Below are 16,878 nucleotides of genomic sequence, written 5' to 3' on the forward strand. Positions count from 1 at the left end.
TGAGTAATATAATAAATCGAAAAATATGTATCTATCTGATATCGCACAATCTATAAAACCTTCTCTGACAAGACATCTGTTTAATTTGGCAAAAGCCTATGATGATGTTATTGATTTTACTTTAGGTGATCCGGATATTCCTCCTCATCAAGCTATAAAAAATGCAGGATGTAGAGCTATTCAAGAAGGGAAAACTCGCTATTCTCAGAATGCGGGATTATTGGAACTTCGTGAGGTTATTAGCCAATATTATAAAAGAAAAGAAGGTCTTGATTATCTTCCTTTAAGCGAAATAATAGTAACAGTGGGAGCGATGGAAGGTCTTTATCTTTCTTTGCTTTCTCTTTTAAACCCAGGAGATGAAGTAATAATACCAGCTCCTTATTATGTGAATTATGAGCAAATGGTGCAGATGTGCCATGCAAAACCGATTATAGTGGATAATCTTGATGGAGAAAAATTAGGGTTTAAGGTTGAAGATGTCGAAGAAGCAATAACTGATAAAACTAAAGTTATTATTATCAATACTCCATCTAATCCATCAGGAAAGATAATTCCTGTTGGGAAAATTGAAGCATTGGCCGCTTTAGCTAAACAATATGATTTAGTCATCATTTCAGATGAGGTTTACAAATGTTTGATTTATGGTGATTCTAAATTTAAAAGTATTGTAGAAATAGAAGGGATGCGTGAAAGAACTATATTAGTAAATAGTCTTTCAAAAGAATTCTGCATGACAGGATGGCGTATTGGTTACGTTTTAGCTCCTGCAGAAGTAATTGCCGCCATGACAAAATTGCAAGAGAATGTTGCGGCCTGTGCACCTTTACCTTCCCAATATGCGGCTATTGAAGCATTAAGTGGAGAGAGTGATTATTCTGCAGATATGGTAAATATTTTTACCAAACGTAGAAATATTTTTGTTGATGGTATAAATAAAATTTCAAAACTTTCTTGTGAGGCTCCTGAGGCTACTTTCTATTTAATGGTTGACATATCTGAGACAGGAATGAAATCGGAAGAGTTTGCGATTGCTTTATTAAAAGCAGTTCATGTAGCTGTTGTCCCTGGAATAACATATGGTAGGAGCTGTGATAATTATGTCCGGATGGCTTTTACTTTGGGAGAAGATAAAATTCAAGAAGGTATAAAAAGAATACAAACTTTTATAAACCAATTGTCTTTATGAAAAAAGTATTAATGCTTGGTGGTTCTCTTTATCAAGTATATGCAATAAAAGAGGCAGTTCGTTTAGGATATTATGTCATATCTTGTGATTATCTGCCGAATAATCCAGGACATAAATATGCACATGAATATTATAATGTTAGTACGACTGATAAGAATGCAGTTTTAGAATTAGCTAAAAGATTGCAAGTGGATGGTGTTGTTGCGTATGCCTCTGATCCGGCTGCACCAACGGCTGCTTATGTTTGTGAAAAATTAGGATTACCGACAAGTCCATATAAATCTGTAGAAATCTTATCCAAAAAGGATCTGTTTAGACAGTTTTTAGCCGATAATGGTTTTAATGTTCCTAAAGCACAAGGTTTTTGTTCCTATGAAGAGGCTTTGTCTGCAGTAGATAAATTTAAGTTGCCGGTTATGGTCAAACCTGTTGATTCTTCAGGGAGCAAGGGCATTAATAAAATGGCAGATGTAGCCCAGCTGAAAACCTTTGTGGATGATGCATTAAGTTATTCTCGCGATAAGCGTTTTTTAATTGAGGAGTTCATAGAAAAGAAAGGGTATCAAATATCTGGGGATGCTTTTAGTGTTGATGGAAAATTGGTTTTTCATTGTTTTGGAAATGAATATTATAGTAATAAAGTAAGTAAGGATTTTGCTCCTTTGGGAGAATGTTGGCCGTTTTTGATGGATGATTCAATAGTTTCTCGTTTACATTCTGATTTGCAAAGATTGATATCTCTTTTAGGAATGGAATCTACGGCATATAATGTAGAAGCTATTGTTGATAAGAATGATAATATATATATATTGGAATTAGGTGCTCGAAGTGGAGGAAGTCTAATTCCTCAAATTACAGAATACACAACAGGAGTAAATTTAGTGACTTATGTTATAAAGGCTGCTATGGGGGAAGACTGTAGTGATCTTCATATGAGATTGCCTAAAGGATGTTGGTCCAATTATATGGTTCATGCAAATGAGACAGGTAAATATGTAGATACTGTTTTTGAAGACAGTTTTAAGAAGAATAATTTGGTAGAATTTGTTACAGATATAAAAAAGGGAGATCAAGTTCATAAGTTTCGGGACGCACAAGATGCATTGGGGACTTTGATTGTCAAATATAATGATACAGAACAGATGCTTGACATGATTCGTTATATGGATAATTTTGTTCGGGTAATTGTAGGGGAATAATTCATAAATGCAGGATTGGTTGATATTTGGTGTGTGCTGAGAAAAAGAATGGTAGTGTATTGTGAATTAGTAAAAGAGGTTTAAAATTTACAGAGGAAACCATTGAATGCATTAGCCATATTTGACTTCCAATTACTCTTATAATGATATTAAAACTTATGAGATTTGAAATAAAGAGTGGGTAGCATGAATAGAATTATTATCAAAATGGAACGATTGGATTTGAAAGATGTTTTAGATTTCTTCATTTTAACAACTAATGATTTTCCTGATTTCAATGATGATCATTTTTTAGAAAGTCGAGCGAAAAAAATATCAAATTTGGCAGATTTTATAACTTGTAGAACTCTATCTGGAAATTTAATTGGTATGATAGCTTTTTATATGAATAGACCTCCTCTTTGTTATATTACTCATGTAAGTTTGCTTGGTGGTTATAAAGGTCAAGGTCTATTTAAGGAGATGTATGATTTCTTAGAGCGAAAAGTATCTTTAAACGGATACACATTGATGAAACTTGAAGTATTGAAAAGTAATATTTCTGCTATTAATAGTTATTGTAATTGTGGATTCAAAATAATAGATAATGATTCGAGTGAACGTTTTTTTATGGTAAAAGAGATTTGAGATCAAATGTATTATGGATAAGTTTTAATTATAAAATGTAGCATAATGGAATATGCACCAATTATAATAAGTGTTTATGATCGTCTGGATCATTTAAAAAGATGTATTGAGTCTTTACAAAGAAATGAATTGGCTCGTTACAGCGAATTGTATGTGATTTCGGATGCTGCATATAAGAAGGAACATATTCCTCTGATTGATGAAGTTCGATCCTATATTAATGGTATTACAGGATTTAAAAAGGTTTATCCTGTATTTCGTGAAAAAAATCTGGGGGGAAATAAATCAATCCGTTTAGCATATCAAAATATACTTCAAATTTATGACTCTTTTATTTCACTTGAAGATGATATTGTTGTATCATCTGATTTTCTCCAATATATGAATAGTGCGTTAGAGTTTTATAAAGATGATGAACGAATTTTCTCAATCTGTGGTTTTAAAGCTCCTTTTCTTTTGCCAAAAGATTATGAAGGAGATGTATATTTTTATCCATGTAATTCTCCATGGGGAATTGCTACTTGGAAAGACCGTTGGGAATCGGTAAATCATGACTATTTTGATCGATTTTCTGAATTGAAAAAAGATTCGAAGAAGTATAAAGCTTTCATTTCTATTGGTTTTTATATCAAAGGTATTTTGCAAGCTGATTCTCGGAAAGAAATTGTAGCGGGGGATTTACGTGTTTATTATCATATGTTCCAACACGATATGTGTTCAGTGTTTCCTGTTGTTTCCAAAACACAAAATTGGGGATTCGATGGGACAGGTGAACATTGTGGTAATAAGGAAGTTTGGTGGGCAAAACCTGAGTTGGATACAAGAAATCAACCGACAAAGTTTATTCCATTTAATGGATATAATGAAGAACTACTTCACAATCATCGAAAGTTTCAAGATAAGATTAATGGTGGGCTGTTGGCGAAATGGTTGAAATATACATGGGTGCATAGATTATGGAAGAAAATAAAAAGGTACCTTTGATTAGTGTGGTTATTCCTCTTTTTAATAAAGAAAAAGTTGTTTTGAAAACATTAGAATCTGTGACAAAACAGACTTTTACTGATTTTGAGGTTGTAGTGATTAATGATGGATCCACAGATCGAAGTGTAGGGATAGTTTCTCAATTCATATCAGATAGAGAATCTCTATCTGATCAACCGAATATTCGGTTGATCAATAAGCCTAATGGAGGTGTTTCTTCGGCTCGAAATAGGGGAATACAAGAGGCCAAAGGTGAATATGTTGCCTTTTTGGATGCAGATGATGAGTGGATGCCTGATTTTTTATATCGTATTAATGAGTTGATTGTGAAATATCCCATGTGTGATGTTTTCGCAACGTTATATGCTTATAGGGAACCTGATAAGTTTTATGAAGCAGATATAAAAGGATTTACTTTTGATTCGATAGATGGTATTGTAGATAATTATTTTGTAATGTCAATGTTAGGAAGACCTCCTTTGTGGACATCTTCAATTGTGGTAAGTAAGAGGGCAATTTCTTCTATTGGAGGGTTTCCGGCAATGAAAATGGGAGAAGATATTTTAACTTGGGCTCAATTGGCTTGTCGATATAAAATTGCTTATTATCGAAAAGCCTTATCTGTTTACAATCGATTGCCGGAAAGTTATGAGACGGGGTCGTATCAAGAAAACGCTTTACCTTCACCTAATGATGATATAGGATGTGAATTACTGAGAAAATTATGTTTGTCATATCCACATGTAAAAGGACTGAAAAGTTATTGTTTCCTGTGGCACAAAATGCGATTTGTAATGCTTGTTTCTTCGGGAAGAAAGATTGAAGCAGTACAAGAATGGACGAGAACTTTACCTATGGGTTTTTTAAATTTGGATTGCTATTATAGATTGTTTTTGAATATTTTTTCTCGCAGATATCAAGAGAAAATAAAAATGATGATAGGTAAATACTGATGGATAAGTTATTTGTACTTAAGTATATGAAGTGTGAAGCCTTATATTATATGAATTGGTTTAGTGATGCATGGGGTGATAAAGGGGTAAGATTATTATTGAAAAATGGAAATGTTATCAATTATGTATTTTCTATATTGCCTCGAAAAGTAAAATATATTTTACTTTTTCTTCTACAGGTGAGTAGAAGAAAAAGTAAAATATATTTTACTTTTTCTTCTACAGGTGAGTAGAAGAAAAAGTAAATATTTAATAATTCCAATGGGTGGGGGAACTTGCTTAGATGATGTGTTCCCATTTTGTTATAAGTATAATATTATTCCTTATATATGGGATTGTTGGCCAAATACTTGGAAAAATGTTTTGCAGATGGTGAGAATATTGCATATAGAGAAATGTTTTATATCTTCTTCTTTGGTTTGTAATGAGTTATCTCGTGAGATGTTAAATACACAGTTTGTATTTGTACCTGAAGGAATAAATCCCTGGGTTTATCAGAAAGGTGATATTTTAATGAATAGAGAAATTGATGTGTTAGAGTTAGGTCGTAAAAACTCGTTATATCATGATCAAATAATAAAAATGGATGGAATAAAATTTCTTTATAATAGGAATAATCAATATGTTTTTCCATCTTTTTCAGCGTTGGTGTCAGGTTTAAGTAATTCTAAGATTGTTATTTGTTTTCCACGATGTGATACACATCAAAATATGACAGGTAAAATAGAAACTTTGACTCAACGCTATTGGGAGTGTATGTTGAGTCGTTGTCTAATTGTTGGCAGAGCACCTTTTGAATTGATAAATTTGATAGGATATAATCCTGTTATAGAAGTAGAGTGGGGTAATGAGGGTGAACAACTTTTGAGAATATTGAATAATATAGAAATTTATCAGGATATGGTAGATAGGAATTATTCTGTAGCATTAAAATTTTCTTCTTGGGCATACCGAGTAAATGATATGATGAAAGAGCTATCATATTTCAAGGTTATATAATAATATGATTGCTGATATTATGAAAGTAGGGTACGGGGAACGCAACGAATTATAGATAAGTGTGTGGCAGAGGGTTTACCGGCTCCTGTTGTATGAATTTAAAATGGTTTTTTATATTTGAACTTCTCAAATGAGCGGATAAATGAGCTTACAGAAATGGAGCAGAAAATATATGACTTGATTCGCTTGGAACTTTAAGTTCGTCAATCGGATTTGCTCGTCCGTTTAAATTTGACGGAACAATATGTCCATAAAATAATAAAACGATTGAAAGATAAAGGTCTTATTGAAAGATTGGGAGCGCGTAAGAATGGATATTGGATTGTAAAGTCTGGAGAATGAAAATTGTAATCTTAAACACATCCGAACGTACCGGAGGTGCGGCTGTAGCCGCCGGACGTTTAGGTAAGGCTTTAAAACAAGCCGGAATACAGGTCAATAAGCTTGTACGTGATGATACCTGGTTGAACCGTTTCCGATTCTATTGGGAGCGGTTGATTATTTTTTTATGTAACCATTTAAACCGTAAGAATCTATTTGCGGTTTCCATCGCCAATACCGGAACGGATCTGTCCGGGAATCTTTCGGTAAAAGAAGCTGATATTATCCATTTTCATTGGATTAATCAGGGTTTTCTTTCGTTAAAGGATATAGAAGCATTGGTGAAACTGAACAAGCCTATCGTATGGACTATGCATGATATGTGGCCTTGTACAAGCATTTGTCATCATGCGAGAGATTGTGAAAAGTTCCAGACTGGATGTGAGTCTTGTTTCTTCTTAAAGTCGAAAGGTAAGGATCTCTCGACTTCTGTCTTTGATAAAAAATTATCTTTATATAAGGATGCCAATATAACCTTTGTCGGTTGTAGTCGATGGCTGTCAGGCAGGGCAAAAAAAAGTTATCTGCTACAGGATAAGACGGTTCTGTCTATTCCTAATCCTATCGATACGGAGGTTTATCATCCGATGGATCAGGGTACGGCTCGTGAGTTATTGGGGCTGCCTTCTGGAAAGAAACTTCTGTTATTTGGGGCACTGAACGTTACAGACAAGCGTAAGGGGATTGATTATTTGATTGCGGCTTTAAGGAAAATAGAGAAGCAGGATGTGGAACTTGTCGTTTTCGGCCAAGTGAAAGATGATATCCGAGGTCTTTTTCCCGTGCCGATCCATTCGATGGGCTATTTGTCGGATGAATCTAAAATCGTAGCTTTGTATAATGCTGTCGATATATTTATCACTTCTTCCTTAGAGGAAAATCTCCCGAACACAATCATGGAATCGATGGCATGTGGAACTCCTTGTGTCGGATTTGAAATCGGTGGTATCCCGGAGATGATCGACCACAAGATAAATGGCTATGTCACCAACTATAAGGATGCCAACGACCTTGCTAATGGTATCCAATGGGTTTTGGAGCATGGAGATCGGCAGGCTCTTTCGGATGCTTGTGTGAAGAAAGTACAGGAGAATTATACGGATGAAGTGATTGCTGGAAAATATTTGGCATTGTATCAAAATATATTGTGTAAAAATGATGGGAAATTATAAGACAGGAAAATATTATTTAGCTTTTTCTTATGGAGTAATAGGTATTCTTTTTTATCTGTTATCTGTTTATACTCCTTTAATGGCAGATGATTTTTCATTTGCTTATATGTATGATAGAAATGGGGCGAACATTTCATCTCCAATTATGAATTTGTATGATATTGTTATTTCGCAATATAACCATTATTTTGTCTCTAATGGACGGACTCCTGTACAATTTATAGAACAGTTGTTTGCAGGGTTGCTTGGACGTGATTCGTTTAATCTGTTTAATGCGTTGATCTTTTTACTTTTTTTGTGGGTTAGTGCATCGTTTATTGGTCAAAAGAAAAATCGACATTATATTGTATCGACTTTGTTTTTATTATTTTGGTTTTTATTACCTGTACCGGGGGAAACATTGTTATGGATGTCTGGAAGTGTTTGTTATTTATGGGCTTCCTGCTTTGTGCTGTTATTCTTGTATTTCTTTTTCAAGATAGATACAATGGATATTCCGGCATGGGGATATCCTGTCCTGTTTTTTGCCGGAGTGTTTGCCGGATGGGTACATGAAGGATTGACTGTCGGGGTTTCCGGATGTCTATTTCTTTATTTTTGTTTTCATCGGAGGAAATTCCAAGGAAATGTAGTGCCTTTGACTTTGGGGTTTTGGTGTGGAACTTTATTGGTATTTAGTTCTCCTGGTATTTGGATGAGAGGAATGAGTAGTTTTGATTTGATGTCTTTTATAATGCTTCGTGTTCGTTTTGCGTTGTATATTAAGATGTTTTGGATATTAATATTTATCCTTTTATATTTGTATATCCGAAAACGAGATCTTTTTAAGGAAATCCTTAAAAAGAATGCGATACTTTTAGGTATCGCATTCTTTGAGTTTCTATTCGGTTGCCTTATTGGATTACAGTCTATAAGGCAAACTTTTTTTGTGGAATTATTTTCGATTATTTTGATTGTTAAGTATTTTGTAGATTATGGGGAATTGTTCTATAAATATAAAATATACTTTTTACTGACTGTTTTGTGTCTGTTCATTCCGGATTATGCATGTTCATTAAACGCTTGTATGAAAAATTATGAATTATATCAGTCTGTTTTTAAGGAATATCGGAATAGTGGAGATGGAGTGATACCGACGGACTATAAACGTAATTCCACATGGTTTTCTACTCATGAAATGAATCGTTTTGTTCATCCTTATTTTTTCACTCATAATGCGCATTATTATTTAAACTGCTATTTGCCATATTATATTCGGAAAGACCGCTTGATTGTTTTACCACAGATCGCTTATGAACAGTTGTATTTGAATGGATCTTTTTGCCGACCTGAAAATAGGACTTCTTCTATTGAAGGTGATTTTTATACAATTCCTGGCACTGATTTTTATGTTATGCCATTGAACAGAAACGATTCGAAAGATTATGAGTCCATGAACGTTTCTTATAAATTTAATATGGACTCAATAAATATACCGTGGTATATAAAACCGATACGATCTTATATTAAAAGGTTAAATCCTAATAGTAATTTACCCTATGGTTCAGCCATAACTAAACTCAAAGATCGTTTAGGAAATTATTATCTTCTGATCGATAAGCCTTATGCAACGGATTTGGGTGTGAAAGTTGTTGAGATAGAATTTATTCCAAATAAATGATTATGAGATTATCAATCGTCGTCCCTTGCTATAACGAAGAACCTGTTCTTCAAGAGACAACAGTTCGTTTGAGTGCTGTTTTGGACTCTTTGGTCGAAAAGCGGAAAATATCGTCTGACAGTTTTATTTTGTACATCAATGATGGTAGTCGAGATATGACTTGGACGATTATAGAGTCTTTACATGATAGGAATTCTTATGTGAAAGGATTGAATTTAGCCGGGAATGTAGGACATCAAAATGCGTTAATGGCTGGTCTGATGACGGCAAAAGGATATGCGGATGTTCTGATTTCAATTGATGCCGATTTGCAAGATGATGTCAGTGTCATTGAAGAGATGGTGGATCGATATAAGGAAGGATACGATATTGTTTATGGTGTACGTAGTTCAAGAGATTCGGATACTTTCTTTAAAAAGAATACAGCATTGGCTTTTTATAAGTTGATGTCGTGGTTGGGAGTAAAGTCTGTTTATAACCATGCTGACTATCGTTTGATGAGTCGGCGTGCTGTGGAGCAATTGGGAAATTATAAAGAACGGAATTTGTTTCTGAGAGGAATCGTCCCATTGATTGGATATGAAACGACATCTGTTTATTATAGGCGGAGTGAACGCTTTGCCGGTGAATCCAAATATCCGTTGAGTAAAATGTTCAATTTTGCAATAGATGGAATTACTTCTTTTTCGGTTAAGCCATTACGGTTAATAGCATCTCTTGGTTTTTTGTTTTTATTGTGTAGCTTAGTGGCGGTTGTTTATACATTATATGTCTATTTTAATGGGGAGACAGTGGCAGGATGGGCTTCGCTGATGTTATCCGTATGGTTTTTAGGTAGTCTAATTTTGATTGCGATCGGGATAGTCGGTGAATATATCGGTAAGATATATTTGGAAGTAAAAGAAAGGCCCAGGTATAATATTGAGAAGTTCTTGAATTAAGTATTGTGAGTGTACACGTTACGGGGCATTATCGGGGCTTACATAACATCCTGTTTATGGATACAAAAAAGCCCCCCGAAGGGAGCTTTAAAAAGACTGGTGAAAACAGCTAATTATCTTTTATACCTACTGATATAATCAGTTAGTCGTTCAGCTTGCAATTTTGTTATCTTTGCAAATGAAATCTTCTTTTTAAGTGTTTCAAAGCCAAACTCATCGATAAACTTACCAATTGAAACATTCAAAAACATGGAAGGCAAAGAAGACACACCTTCCATCACATCATAAAGTTTAATTGTACATATAGTATCCTCTTTTTATTTAGTTAAAAATCAAACTCGTCTAAAATTTCTTCTTCCTTCAAATCTCCTAAATATAATTCGAAATATATCAACGTCCCGTTAAAATCAAAATCAATATTATCAATTTTACTTCATGCTTCTTTAATAAACGAGCTTTATTACAAATTATTCTTACAACATCAGCACACGATAATATATTATCCAGGCCTTTTCCTCTATTACGAACCTTAGATCCAACTGTAAAATCAACCTCGATAGACTTTTTCAAAGCATCGATATCCGTTAGTATATCCCTCTACATTAACTAAAAATTCAATTAAACATGCTATTGTAATAACATGAATAGGTTGAAATAATTCAGGAAACAATGTATCCTTAAAAACAAAAGTTACTTGTTTTTGATAATTTGCTTTCTTATATTCATTCTTGATAGTAGCGATCTGTCTCAGCCAGTCCGCTGAGAGCGGCTTGTTGGCGTGGGAAGGGGTGGGGGGATGGTTTTCTTGGGGATGCGGGGAGGTATCCGGTTGTTTTTCAGGCAGGAGAGAAGGATAAGGACGCCCAACTCGATACTTTTGCCTTTTAACTGGAACAAGACGTAACGTATGTTGCATGTCTAAATATGTTCTCAAACATATCATTTTCTAAATAATAACGGTATCAAAAATAGGATATATGGTTATAAGTGCGTTACTTTGTCATGTTTTCCAATGAAAATCATCATAAGGGAAGACTGATGTCGGTTTGTCGATACAAATTCAAATTTTTTGGTTTTCTTTTTACGATAAACACGAACATGACAAAGCTTTAATTATGAAAAAAAGGTGGGAAATGGGAGTGTCGCTTGTTACAGGCGGCACTCCCTTGCCGCTTTTATATAAAGAGACTCCAAGATAGCACAAACTTCCCGTTAATTGGCACATGTTTTCCATTGTAATTTTTTTGTCTTTTGCTCCCTTGTCGGTATAGGGTTCGGGAGTAATGGGAAGTGTCCGGCTGACCAGCTGCGGGTGATCTTGGAGATATATTCCGGAGTATAGGTGAATGTGAAGCCGTTTTTCGTCTTCAACCAAAAGGCCGGTCAAAAGGGTATAGGCGCCGTAATGCTTAGAGCGATTTATCTCTCTGTCTTTCATACGAAGAACGAATATCTTTGTTATCTTTGCTCGCAAAACAAAAATCCCACCTCTCACGTGTGACAATGCGGTTGGAGAGGGATGTGGTGGTATAGTACAATAAAACGATAGCGGATATGCGGATAAAGACTTTAAGTTTTGAAGATAAATCCCGGAACTGGCATTTTGACTCATTGAGTTTTAATGACAAACTGACATTGTTAGTCGGTGCTTCTGGTGTGGGAAAAACGCAGATACTGAATGCGATCAAGAAATTGAAGAGGATTGCAAAAGGAGAGTCTTTTAATGGTCTTAAATGGAGTGTCGTGTTTGAGACGATAGATGAGGAAGAGTACGTTTGGAGTGGAGAGTTCGGGAGTCGGAATGAAATTCAGTTGGATGATATAGCATCGGAGAAAAAGGATAAATATGCGTTCTTGCAAGAAAAATTGTGGAAAGAAGATAATTTGTTGATAGATCGCTCTCCTGAGACGATTTTTTTTAATGGGAATCAGATTGTAAAGTTGCCTTCGGAGCAGAGTGTGGTTGCGCTGTTGAAGGAAGAGCCTGTTGTGTCTCCAGTCTTTGATGGCTTTGCTAAAATCGGAGAATTGGTTTTTAATACAAAAAGCGTTTCTTTGACTATTTTGGGAAAGTCTTTATTGGAGCCTTTATTATTACATTTTAAATCTGTTGATGAAATCCGCCATTCAGGTTTGGGAACGGAAATAAAATTATGTTTGTTGTATTACACAGATAAAAATGAATTCAAAAAAATACAAAGTCGTTTTATCAATATATTCCCTCAAGTCGAACAAATAAAAGTAGAAGTGGTGCCCGGTATTTCTTCAGATGCCATAGGAGATTATCCGGTGATCCAATTGAAAGAAAAAGGAGTAAAAGATTGGATTTTACAGCCGATGATTTCTTCGGGCATGTTGAAAAGTCTGTTGCAGGTAGCGGAGTTGTATCTTTGCGAGGATGGCGCCGTTATTTTGATTGATGAGTTCGAAAATAGTTTGGGCGTGAATTGTATGGATGAGTTGACGGAAGATCTGGTAGCTTCCGAACGGGATGTACAATTCATTATTACCAGCCATCACCCTTATATAATCAATAATATCCCGTATCGGAATTGGAAGATCGTTACACGAAAAGCTGGAACTGTCGTTGTTAAGAATGCGAGCGATTATAAGATCGGACAGTCCAAGCATGATGCCTTTATACAATTGTTGCAGTTGGACGAGTTTACGGAAGGAGTGGAATAGGCGATATGAATGTTTATATTCTGGTTGAAGGAAAGCGTACGGAAAAGAAAGTTTATCCGGCATGGCTGTCTATTCTGACTCCTCATTTGAAAAAAGTAAATATAGCAGGAGATGTCTCTGATGACAACTATTATCTGATTAGTGGAGAGGGTTATCCTTCTTTATTGTCCCATTTAAAGAATGCAATAGATGAGGTGAACGAGATTTCGAAATTCCGGTATCTTGTCTTGTGTTTGGATGCGGAAGAAGAAACAGTACAATCCAGGATCGATGAAATAAATACATATCTGAAACGGGAACAGTGTATATTGCAAAATGCCGAATTAGTGATTGTTGTCCAGAATCCTTGTTTTGAAACCTGGTTTTTAGGAAATCGTAAGTTATTTAAAAGGCAGCCGCAAAGTCCGGAGCTATGTCGGTATATTCGGTTTTATAATGTATCGGAAGGGGATCCGGAAGAAATGCCGGCTTTGGAGGAGCGCATGACAAGGGCACAGTTTCATGTCGCTTATTTGCGAGAAATGTTTGAAGAACGAAATATTTCTTATTCAAAAAGGAATCCGGGGGAGATATGTGAAGCTCATTTTTTGACGGAATTAATCAAAAGAAATGAGGAAACGAACCATATCTCTTCTTTCAGAGAATTTCTGAATCTTTGTGATATGATAAATTACAAGAAATAAAGAATATTTGATGCTACAACCTACATTTTCAATCATAACGATTACCTATAACGCCGTGCGTCTGGTGGAGCAGACGTTGTTGAACGTGTTGAGCCAGTCCTATCCGAATATCGAATATATCGTGATAGACGGCGGTTCGACGGACGGGACGGTGGATATAATCAAGCAGTATGAATCGGGGCTGGCTTATTGGGTGAGCGAACCGGACAAAGGGATATACGACGCCATGAACAAGGGGCTTCAAAAGGCGACGGGAGATTATGTCTGGTTTATCAATGCCGGCGATTCTCTCTGTTCTTCCGATACGGTCCAGTCGGTCGTTTCCAGGCTGCAGAAGAGGAAGGCTTTGCCGGATATCATCTATGGGGAGACGAATATCGTGGACGAGGAAAGGCGGTCGTTGGGATTGCGACGTCTCAGGGCTCCGCGGAAGCTCTCGTGGAAGAGTTTCCGGATGGGGATGTTGGTTTGCCACCAGTCGTTTATACCAAAGCGTACGGTTGCCCCGTTATATGATTTGCAGTATCGCTATTCTGCCGATTTCGACTGGTGTATCCGTTGCATGAAGCAGGCACGTTCGTTTTGCAATACGCATCTCACCCTGTCCGACTTCCTGGACGGCGGAACGAGTACGACGCAAAGAAAGGTATCATTGCGAGAGAGATATGCGATTATGTGCAAATATTATGGTACTTTTGTTACGGTTTTGCTCCATGGGTGGTTCGCCGTCCGTTTTTATGCGGCCAAATGCTTGAAGGGGCGGGTTTGATAGTATGAATTTTAATGAGACATATATGAAGGATTTGCTAAAGCAGTGGGGGAAACACGTTGTTGCCCTGATCTTGTTTTTGGGACTGGTGATGGTCTATTTTTCACCGGCGGTGTTTGATGGGAAAGTAATCATGCAAGGTGATAATATCAAGGCGACCGGAATGGGGCATAGCCAGATGGAGCAATATGCCAAGACGGCACAGCCGGGTGAGTTCAGTGCCTGGTCGGATGCGATGTTCGGAGGGATGCCGTATGTGACAGGATATGGCCAGGCAGCACCGAGTATGCCTTCTTATTCGATTGTGGATGGTTGGTTGAAAAAGGTGGGGTATGGCGATGCGGCTATGGTATTCGTCGGATTGGTCTGCTTCTACCTGCTGATGTGCGTCATGGGAGTAAACTGGTGGCTCGCGATTGCCGGGGCATTCGCTTTTGCATTCGCATCTTATAATATCATTATTATTGAGGCGGGGCATATCGTGAAAGCCTATGTGATTGGTTATATGCCGTTGACGTTGGCCGGTATGGCTTTGCTTTTCAGGCGCTCCTATCTGTGGGGAGCCGTCTTGTTCTTGTTAGGGGTAGCCTTGTCTCTGGCGAACGGGCATATCCAGATCACCTATTACCTGGTACTGCTTTGTGTACTGATCTATTTAGGGTATGCGATTAAAAAGATCAGGGAGAAAGCGTATCGTGAATGGCTGAAAACTTCCCTGATTATGCTGGCTTGTGTCGTATTGGCTGTATTGCCTAACGCACAAGGAATGTATTCCAATTGGGATTTGGGGCAGCATTCCATCCGTGGAGCTTCGGAATTGACGCCGAAACCGGATGCATCGGGGAAAGTGGAAAAGGCTTCTACCGGTTTGGATAAGGATTATGCTTTTCAATGGAGTTACGGTTGGAAAGAGTTGATGACCGTCTTGGTTCCGAATACCTATGGCGGTAGTTCGGGGGGAACGTTGGACAGTTCTTCCGAGTTATACAAGGAGTTGAAGAAAAACGGGGCTCAGGTGGGGAAAGAAGTACAAACCTATACCTATTGGGGAGATAAGATATTCACTTCCGGGCCGGTCTATTTCGGGGCTTTGGTCTGCTTCCTGTTCGTCTTAGGAATGTTCGTGATCCGGAATCCGATGAAATGGTGGCTGTTGGCAGGATCGGTGTTCCTGACATTCCTTGCGTTGGGACGTAATTTCGATTCTTTCAACGACCTGATGTTCCATTATCTGCCTTTGTACAATAAGTTCCGTACGGTCGAGATGGCGTTGGTGATACCGGGATTGGTATTTCCGATCGTTGCTATTTGGGGATTACGGGAAATTTTGGCTGAAAAAGTAGAGGAGGCTCGTTTGAAAAAAGGATTCCTTTGGGCTTTGGGGCTGACCGGAGGCCTTTGTGTTATCCTTTGGCTGATGCCTTCCTTGTTGTTGGATTTCCGGTCTGCATACGATGCGCAGTTCCAAAACCAGGTTCCGGAGTGGTATTATACGGCTTTGTTGATGGACCGTGCTTCACTGGCCTCGGCTGACGCGTTGCGTTCTTTGGTCTTCATCCTGTTAGGAGCCGGGTTGCTTGTCTGGTTCTGGAAAGCGAAAGACAAGAAGACTGTGGCGACTTTCGTGAGTGCAGGTGTGGCAGTTCTTATTTTGACAGATCTTTGGACGGTGGACCGCCGTTATCTGAATGACAGTAATTTTATTAAACAACAACCGGCGGAGATGTATAAGGAAACGGTAGCCGATAAAGTGATTTTACAGGATACGGGTTCGACTTTCCGCGTGTTGAACATCAATAACCCGTGGCAGGAAACGAATACTTCCTACTATCATCATTCTATCGGGGGGTATCATGCCGTCAAGCTGCGCCGTTATCAGGAGTTGATCGACCATCGGCTGGACGGTGAGTTGCGTGGGATTATCGGTGCTTTGCAGAAAGCACAGACGGTCGAGGATGTGATGTCCGCGCTGGCTGCTTGTCCTTCTTTGAACATGCTGAATACTCGCTATATCATTTATAACCCGGAACAGCAGCCGTTGAAGAATCCGTATGCATTCGGGAATGCCTGGTTTGTGGACAAGCTGGACATGGTGGATAATGCGGATGCCGAGATAGAGGCCTTGAATACGATCGACCCGTTGGAAACGGCGGTTGTGGACAAACGTTTCCAGAAAGATTTGGAAGGATTTGTCCCGCAGAAAGATTCTACCGCAACGATTGTGTTGGAAGAATACCGTCCGAACCGTCTGACCTATAAGAGTAAAGCGGATAAAGAACAATTGGCTGTCTTCTCCGAAGTCTATTACCAACCGGGTTGGAAAGCAACGATCGACGGCACGGAAGTGCCCCACTTCCGTGCGGACTGGATCTTGCGCGGTATGCGTGTGCCGGCTGGCGAACATACGATTGTGTTCGAGTTCCGTCCGTCCGGTTATGTGACGGCTGCTTATGTCTCTACCTACAGCTCGTTCCTGATCCTGTTATTATTGATTGCTGCGATCGGTTGGTCAGGATGGAAATATTGGGAAAAGAGTAAAGAATAATATCGTAGGGGAGTGTGTCAAAACTCCTTTATCACAATTTTTCAGGCACGGATTTCACGGATTTACACGGATAAATTTATTTTCTTTCCGT

The 16,878-nt window shown here is 37.7% G+C and carries 17 protein-coding genes; 14 read left to right on the forward strand and 3 right to left on the reverse strand.

What is annotated here, in order from left to right; genetic code table 11:
* Positions 1-25: 25 nt before the first annotated feature.
* The 10 genes from H8S65_RS07865 (at position 26) to H8S65_RS07910 (ending at position 10,105) form a co-directional block, all read left to right on the forward strand.
* On the forward strand, positions 26-1,189 hold the full coding sequence (locus tag H8S65_RS07865) for a pyridoxal phosphate-dependent aminotransferase (protein ID WP_186929441.1): 1,164 nt from the start codon (positions 26-28) through the stop codon (positions 1,187-1,189).
* Positions 1,186-2,388: an ATP-grasp domain-containing protein gene (locus H8S65_RS07870; RefSeq protein WP_186929442.1), complete on the forward strand. Its 1,203-nt coding sequence runs from the start codon at positions 1,186-1,188 to the stop codon at positions 2,386-2,388. Before H8S65_RS07865 ends, H8S65_RS07870 begins: the two co-directional genes overlap by 4 nt.
* Positions 2,389-2,574: 186 nt before the next feature.
* A complete protein-coding gene (locus H8S65_RS07875) occupies positions 2,575-3,015 on the forward strand; it encodes a GNAT family N-acetyltransferase (protein WP_186929443.1) in 441 nt (146 codons plus the stop codon).
* Positions 3,016-3,060: 45 nt separating this feature from the next.
* A complete protein-coding gene (locus H8S65_RS07880; RefSeq protein ID WP_186929444.1) occupies positions 3,061-3,999 on the forward strand; it encodes a glycosyltransferase family 2 protein in 939 nt (312 codons plus the stop codon).
* The gene (locus H8S65_RS07885) at positions 3,972-4,952 is read left to right on the forward strand and encodes a glycosyltransferase family 2 protein (RefSeq protein WP_186929445.1); all 981 of its coding nucleotides are present in this window, start codon (positions 3,972-3,974) and stop codon (positions 4,950-4,952) included. The genes H8S65_RS07880 and H8S65_RS07885 overlap by 28 nt, the downstream gene beginning before the upstream one ends.
* Before the next feature lie 261 nt (positions 4,953-5,213).
* A complete protein-coding gene (locus tag H8S65_RS07890) occupies positions 5,214-5,951 on the forward strand; it encodes a hypothetical protein (protein WP_186929446.1) in 738 nt (245 codons plus the stop codon).
* Positions 5,952-6,164: 213 nt separating this feature from the next.
* On the forward strand, positions 6,165-6,293 hold the full coding sequence (locus tag H8S65_RS20920) for a hypothetical protein (protein ID WP_255489072.1): 129 nt from the start codon (positions 6,165-6,167) through the stop codon (positions 6,291-6,293).
* Positions 6,290-7,504 (forward strand): glycosyltransferase family 4 protein, encoded by a 1,215-nt coding sequence (locus H8S65_RS07900; RefSeq protein WP_186929447.1) that lies wholly within the window; start codon positions 6,290-6,292, stop codon positions 7,502-7,504. The genes H8S65_RS20920 and H8S65_RS07900 overlap by 4 nt, the downstream gene beginning before the upstream one ends.
* A complete protein-coding gene (locus H8S65_RS07905; protein ID WP_186929448.1) occupies positions 7,488-9,164 on the forward strand; it encodes a DUF6056 family protein in 1,677 nt (558 codons plus the stop codon). Before H8S65_RS07900 ends, H8S65_RS07905 begins: the two co-directional genes overlap by 17 nt.
* Positions 9,165-9,166: 2 nt before the next feature.
* Positions 9,167-10,105, forward strand: a complete 939-nt coding sequence (locus H8S65_RS07910; protein WP_186929449.1) for a glycosyltransferase family 2 protein — start codon at positions 9,167-9,169, stop codon at positions 10,103-10,105.
* Between the two features lie 113 nt (positions 10,106-10,218).
* On the opposite strand, the gene H8S65_RS07915 is transcribed toward H8S65_RS07910, so the two are convergent.
* From H8S65_RS07915 to H8S65_RS07925, 3 genes are all read right to left on the reverse strand, one after another.
* Entirely contained in the window at positions 10,219-10,383 is a 165-nt protein-coding gene (locus tag H8S65_RS07915; protein WP_255489073.1) for an STAS-like domain-containing protein, read from the reverse strand.
* 269 nt (positions 10,384-10,652) lie between these two features.
* The gene (locus tag H8S65_RS07920; RefSeq protein ID WP_186929450.1) at positions 10,653-11,021 is read right to left on the reverse strand and encodes a hypothetical protein; all 369 of its coding nucleotides are present in this window, start codon (positions 11,019-11,021) and stop codon (positions 10,653-10,655) included.
* A gap of 165 nt (positions 11,022-11,186) precedes the next feature.
* Complete coding sequence (locus tag H8S65_RS07925) at positions 11,187-11,543, reverse strand: hypothetical protein (protein ID WP_186929451.1); 357 nt, start codon at positions 11,541-11,543, stop codon at positions 11,187-11,189.
* 116 nt (positions 11,544-11,659) lie between these two features.
* Between H8S65_RS07925 and H8S65_RS07930 the strand changes: the two genes are divergently transcribed.
* The 4 genes from H8S65_RS07930 to H8S65_RS07945 are packed head-to-tail and all read left to right on the forward strand — an operon-like array spanning position 11,660 to position 16,787.
* Positions 11,660-12,790, forward strand: coding sequence for an AAA family ATPase (locus H8S65_RS07930; protein WP_186929452.1), 1,131 nt, complete (start codon positions 11,660-11,662; stop codon positions 12,788-12,790).
* Positions 12,791-12,795: 5 nt separating this feature from the next.
* Positions 12,796-13,473, forward strand: a complete 678-nt coding sequence (locus tag H8S65_RS07935; RefSeq protein ID WP_186929453.1) for a DUF4276 family protein — start codon at positions 12,796-12,798, stop codon at positions 13,471-13,473.
* Between the two features lie 7 nt (positions 13,474-13,480).
* Positions 13,481-14,242, forward strand: coding sequence for a glycosyltransferase family 2 protein (locus H8S65_RS07940; RefSeq protein WP_186929454.1), 762 nt, complete (start codon positions 13,481-13,483; stop codon positions 14,240-14,242).
* 25 nt (positions 14,243-14,267) lie between these two features.
* A complete protein-coding gene (locus H8S65_RS07945) occupies positions 14,268-16,787 on the forward strand; it encodes a YfhO family protein (RefSeq protein ID WP_186929455.1) in 2,520 nt (839 codons plus the stop codon).
* The last annotated feature ends 91 nt before the right edge of the window (positions 16,788-16,878 follow it).

Source organism: Parabacteroides hominis, from assembly GCF_014287585.1.
GTDB lineage: Bacteria > Bacteroidota > Bacteroidia > Bacteroidales > Tannerellaceae > Parabacteroides > Parabacteroides hominis.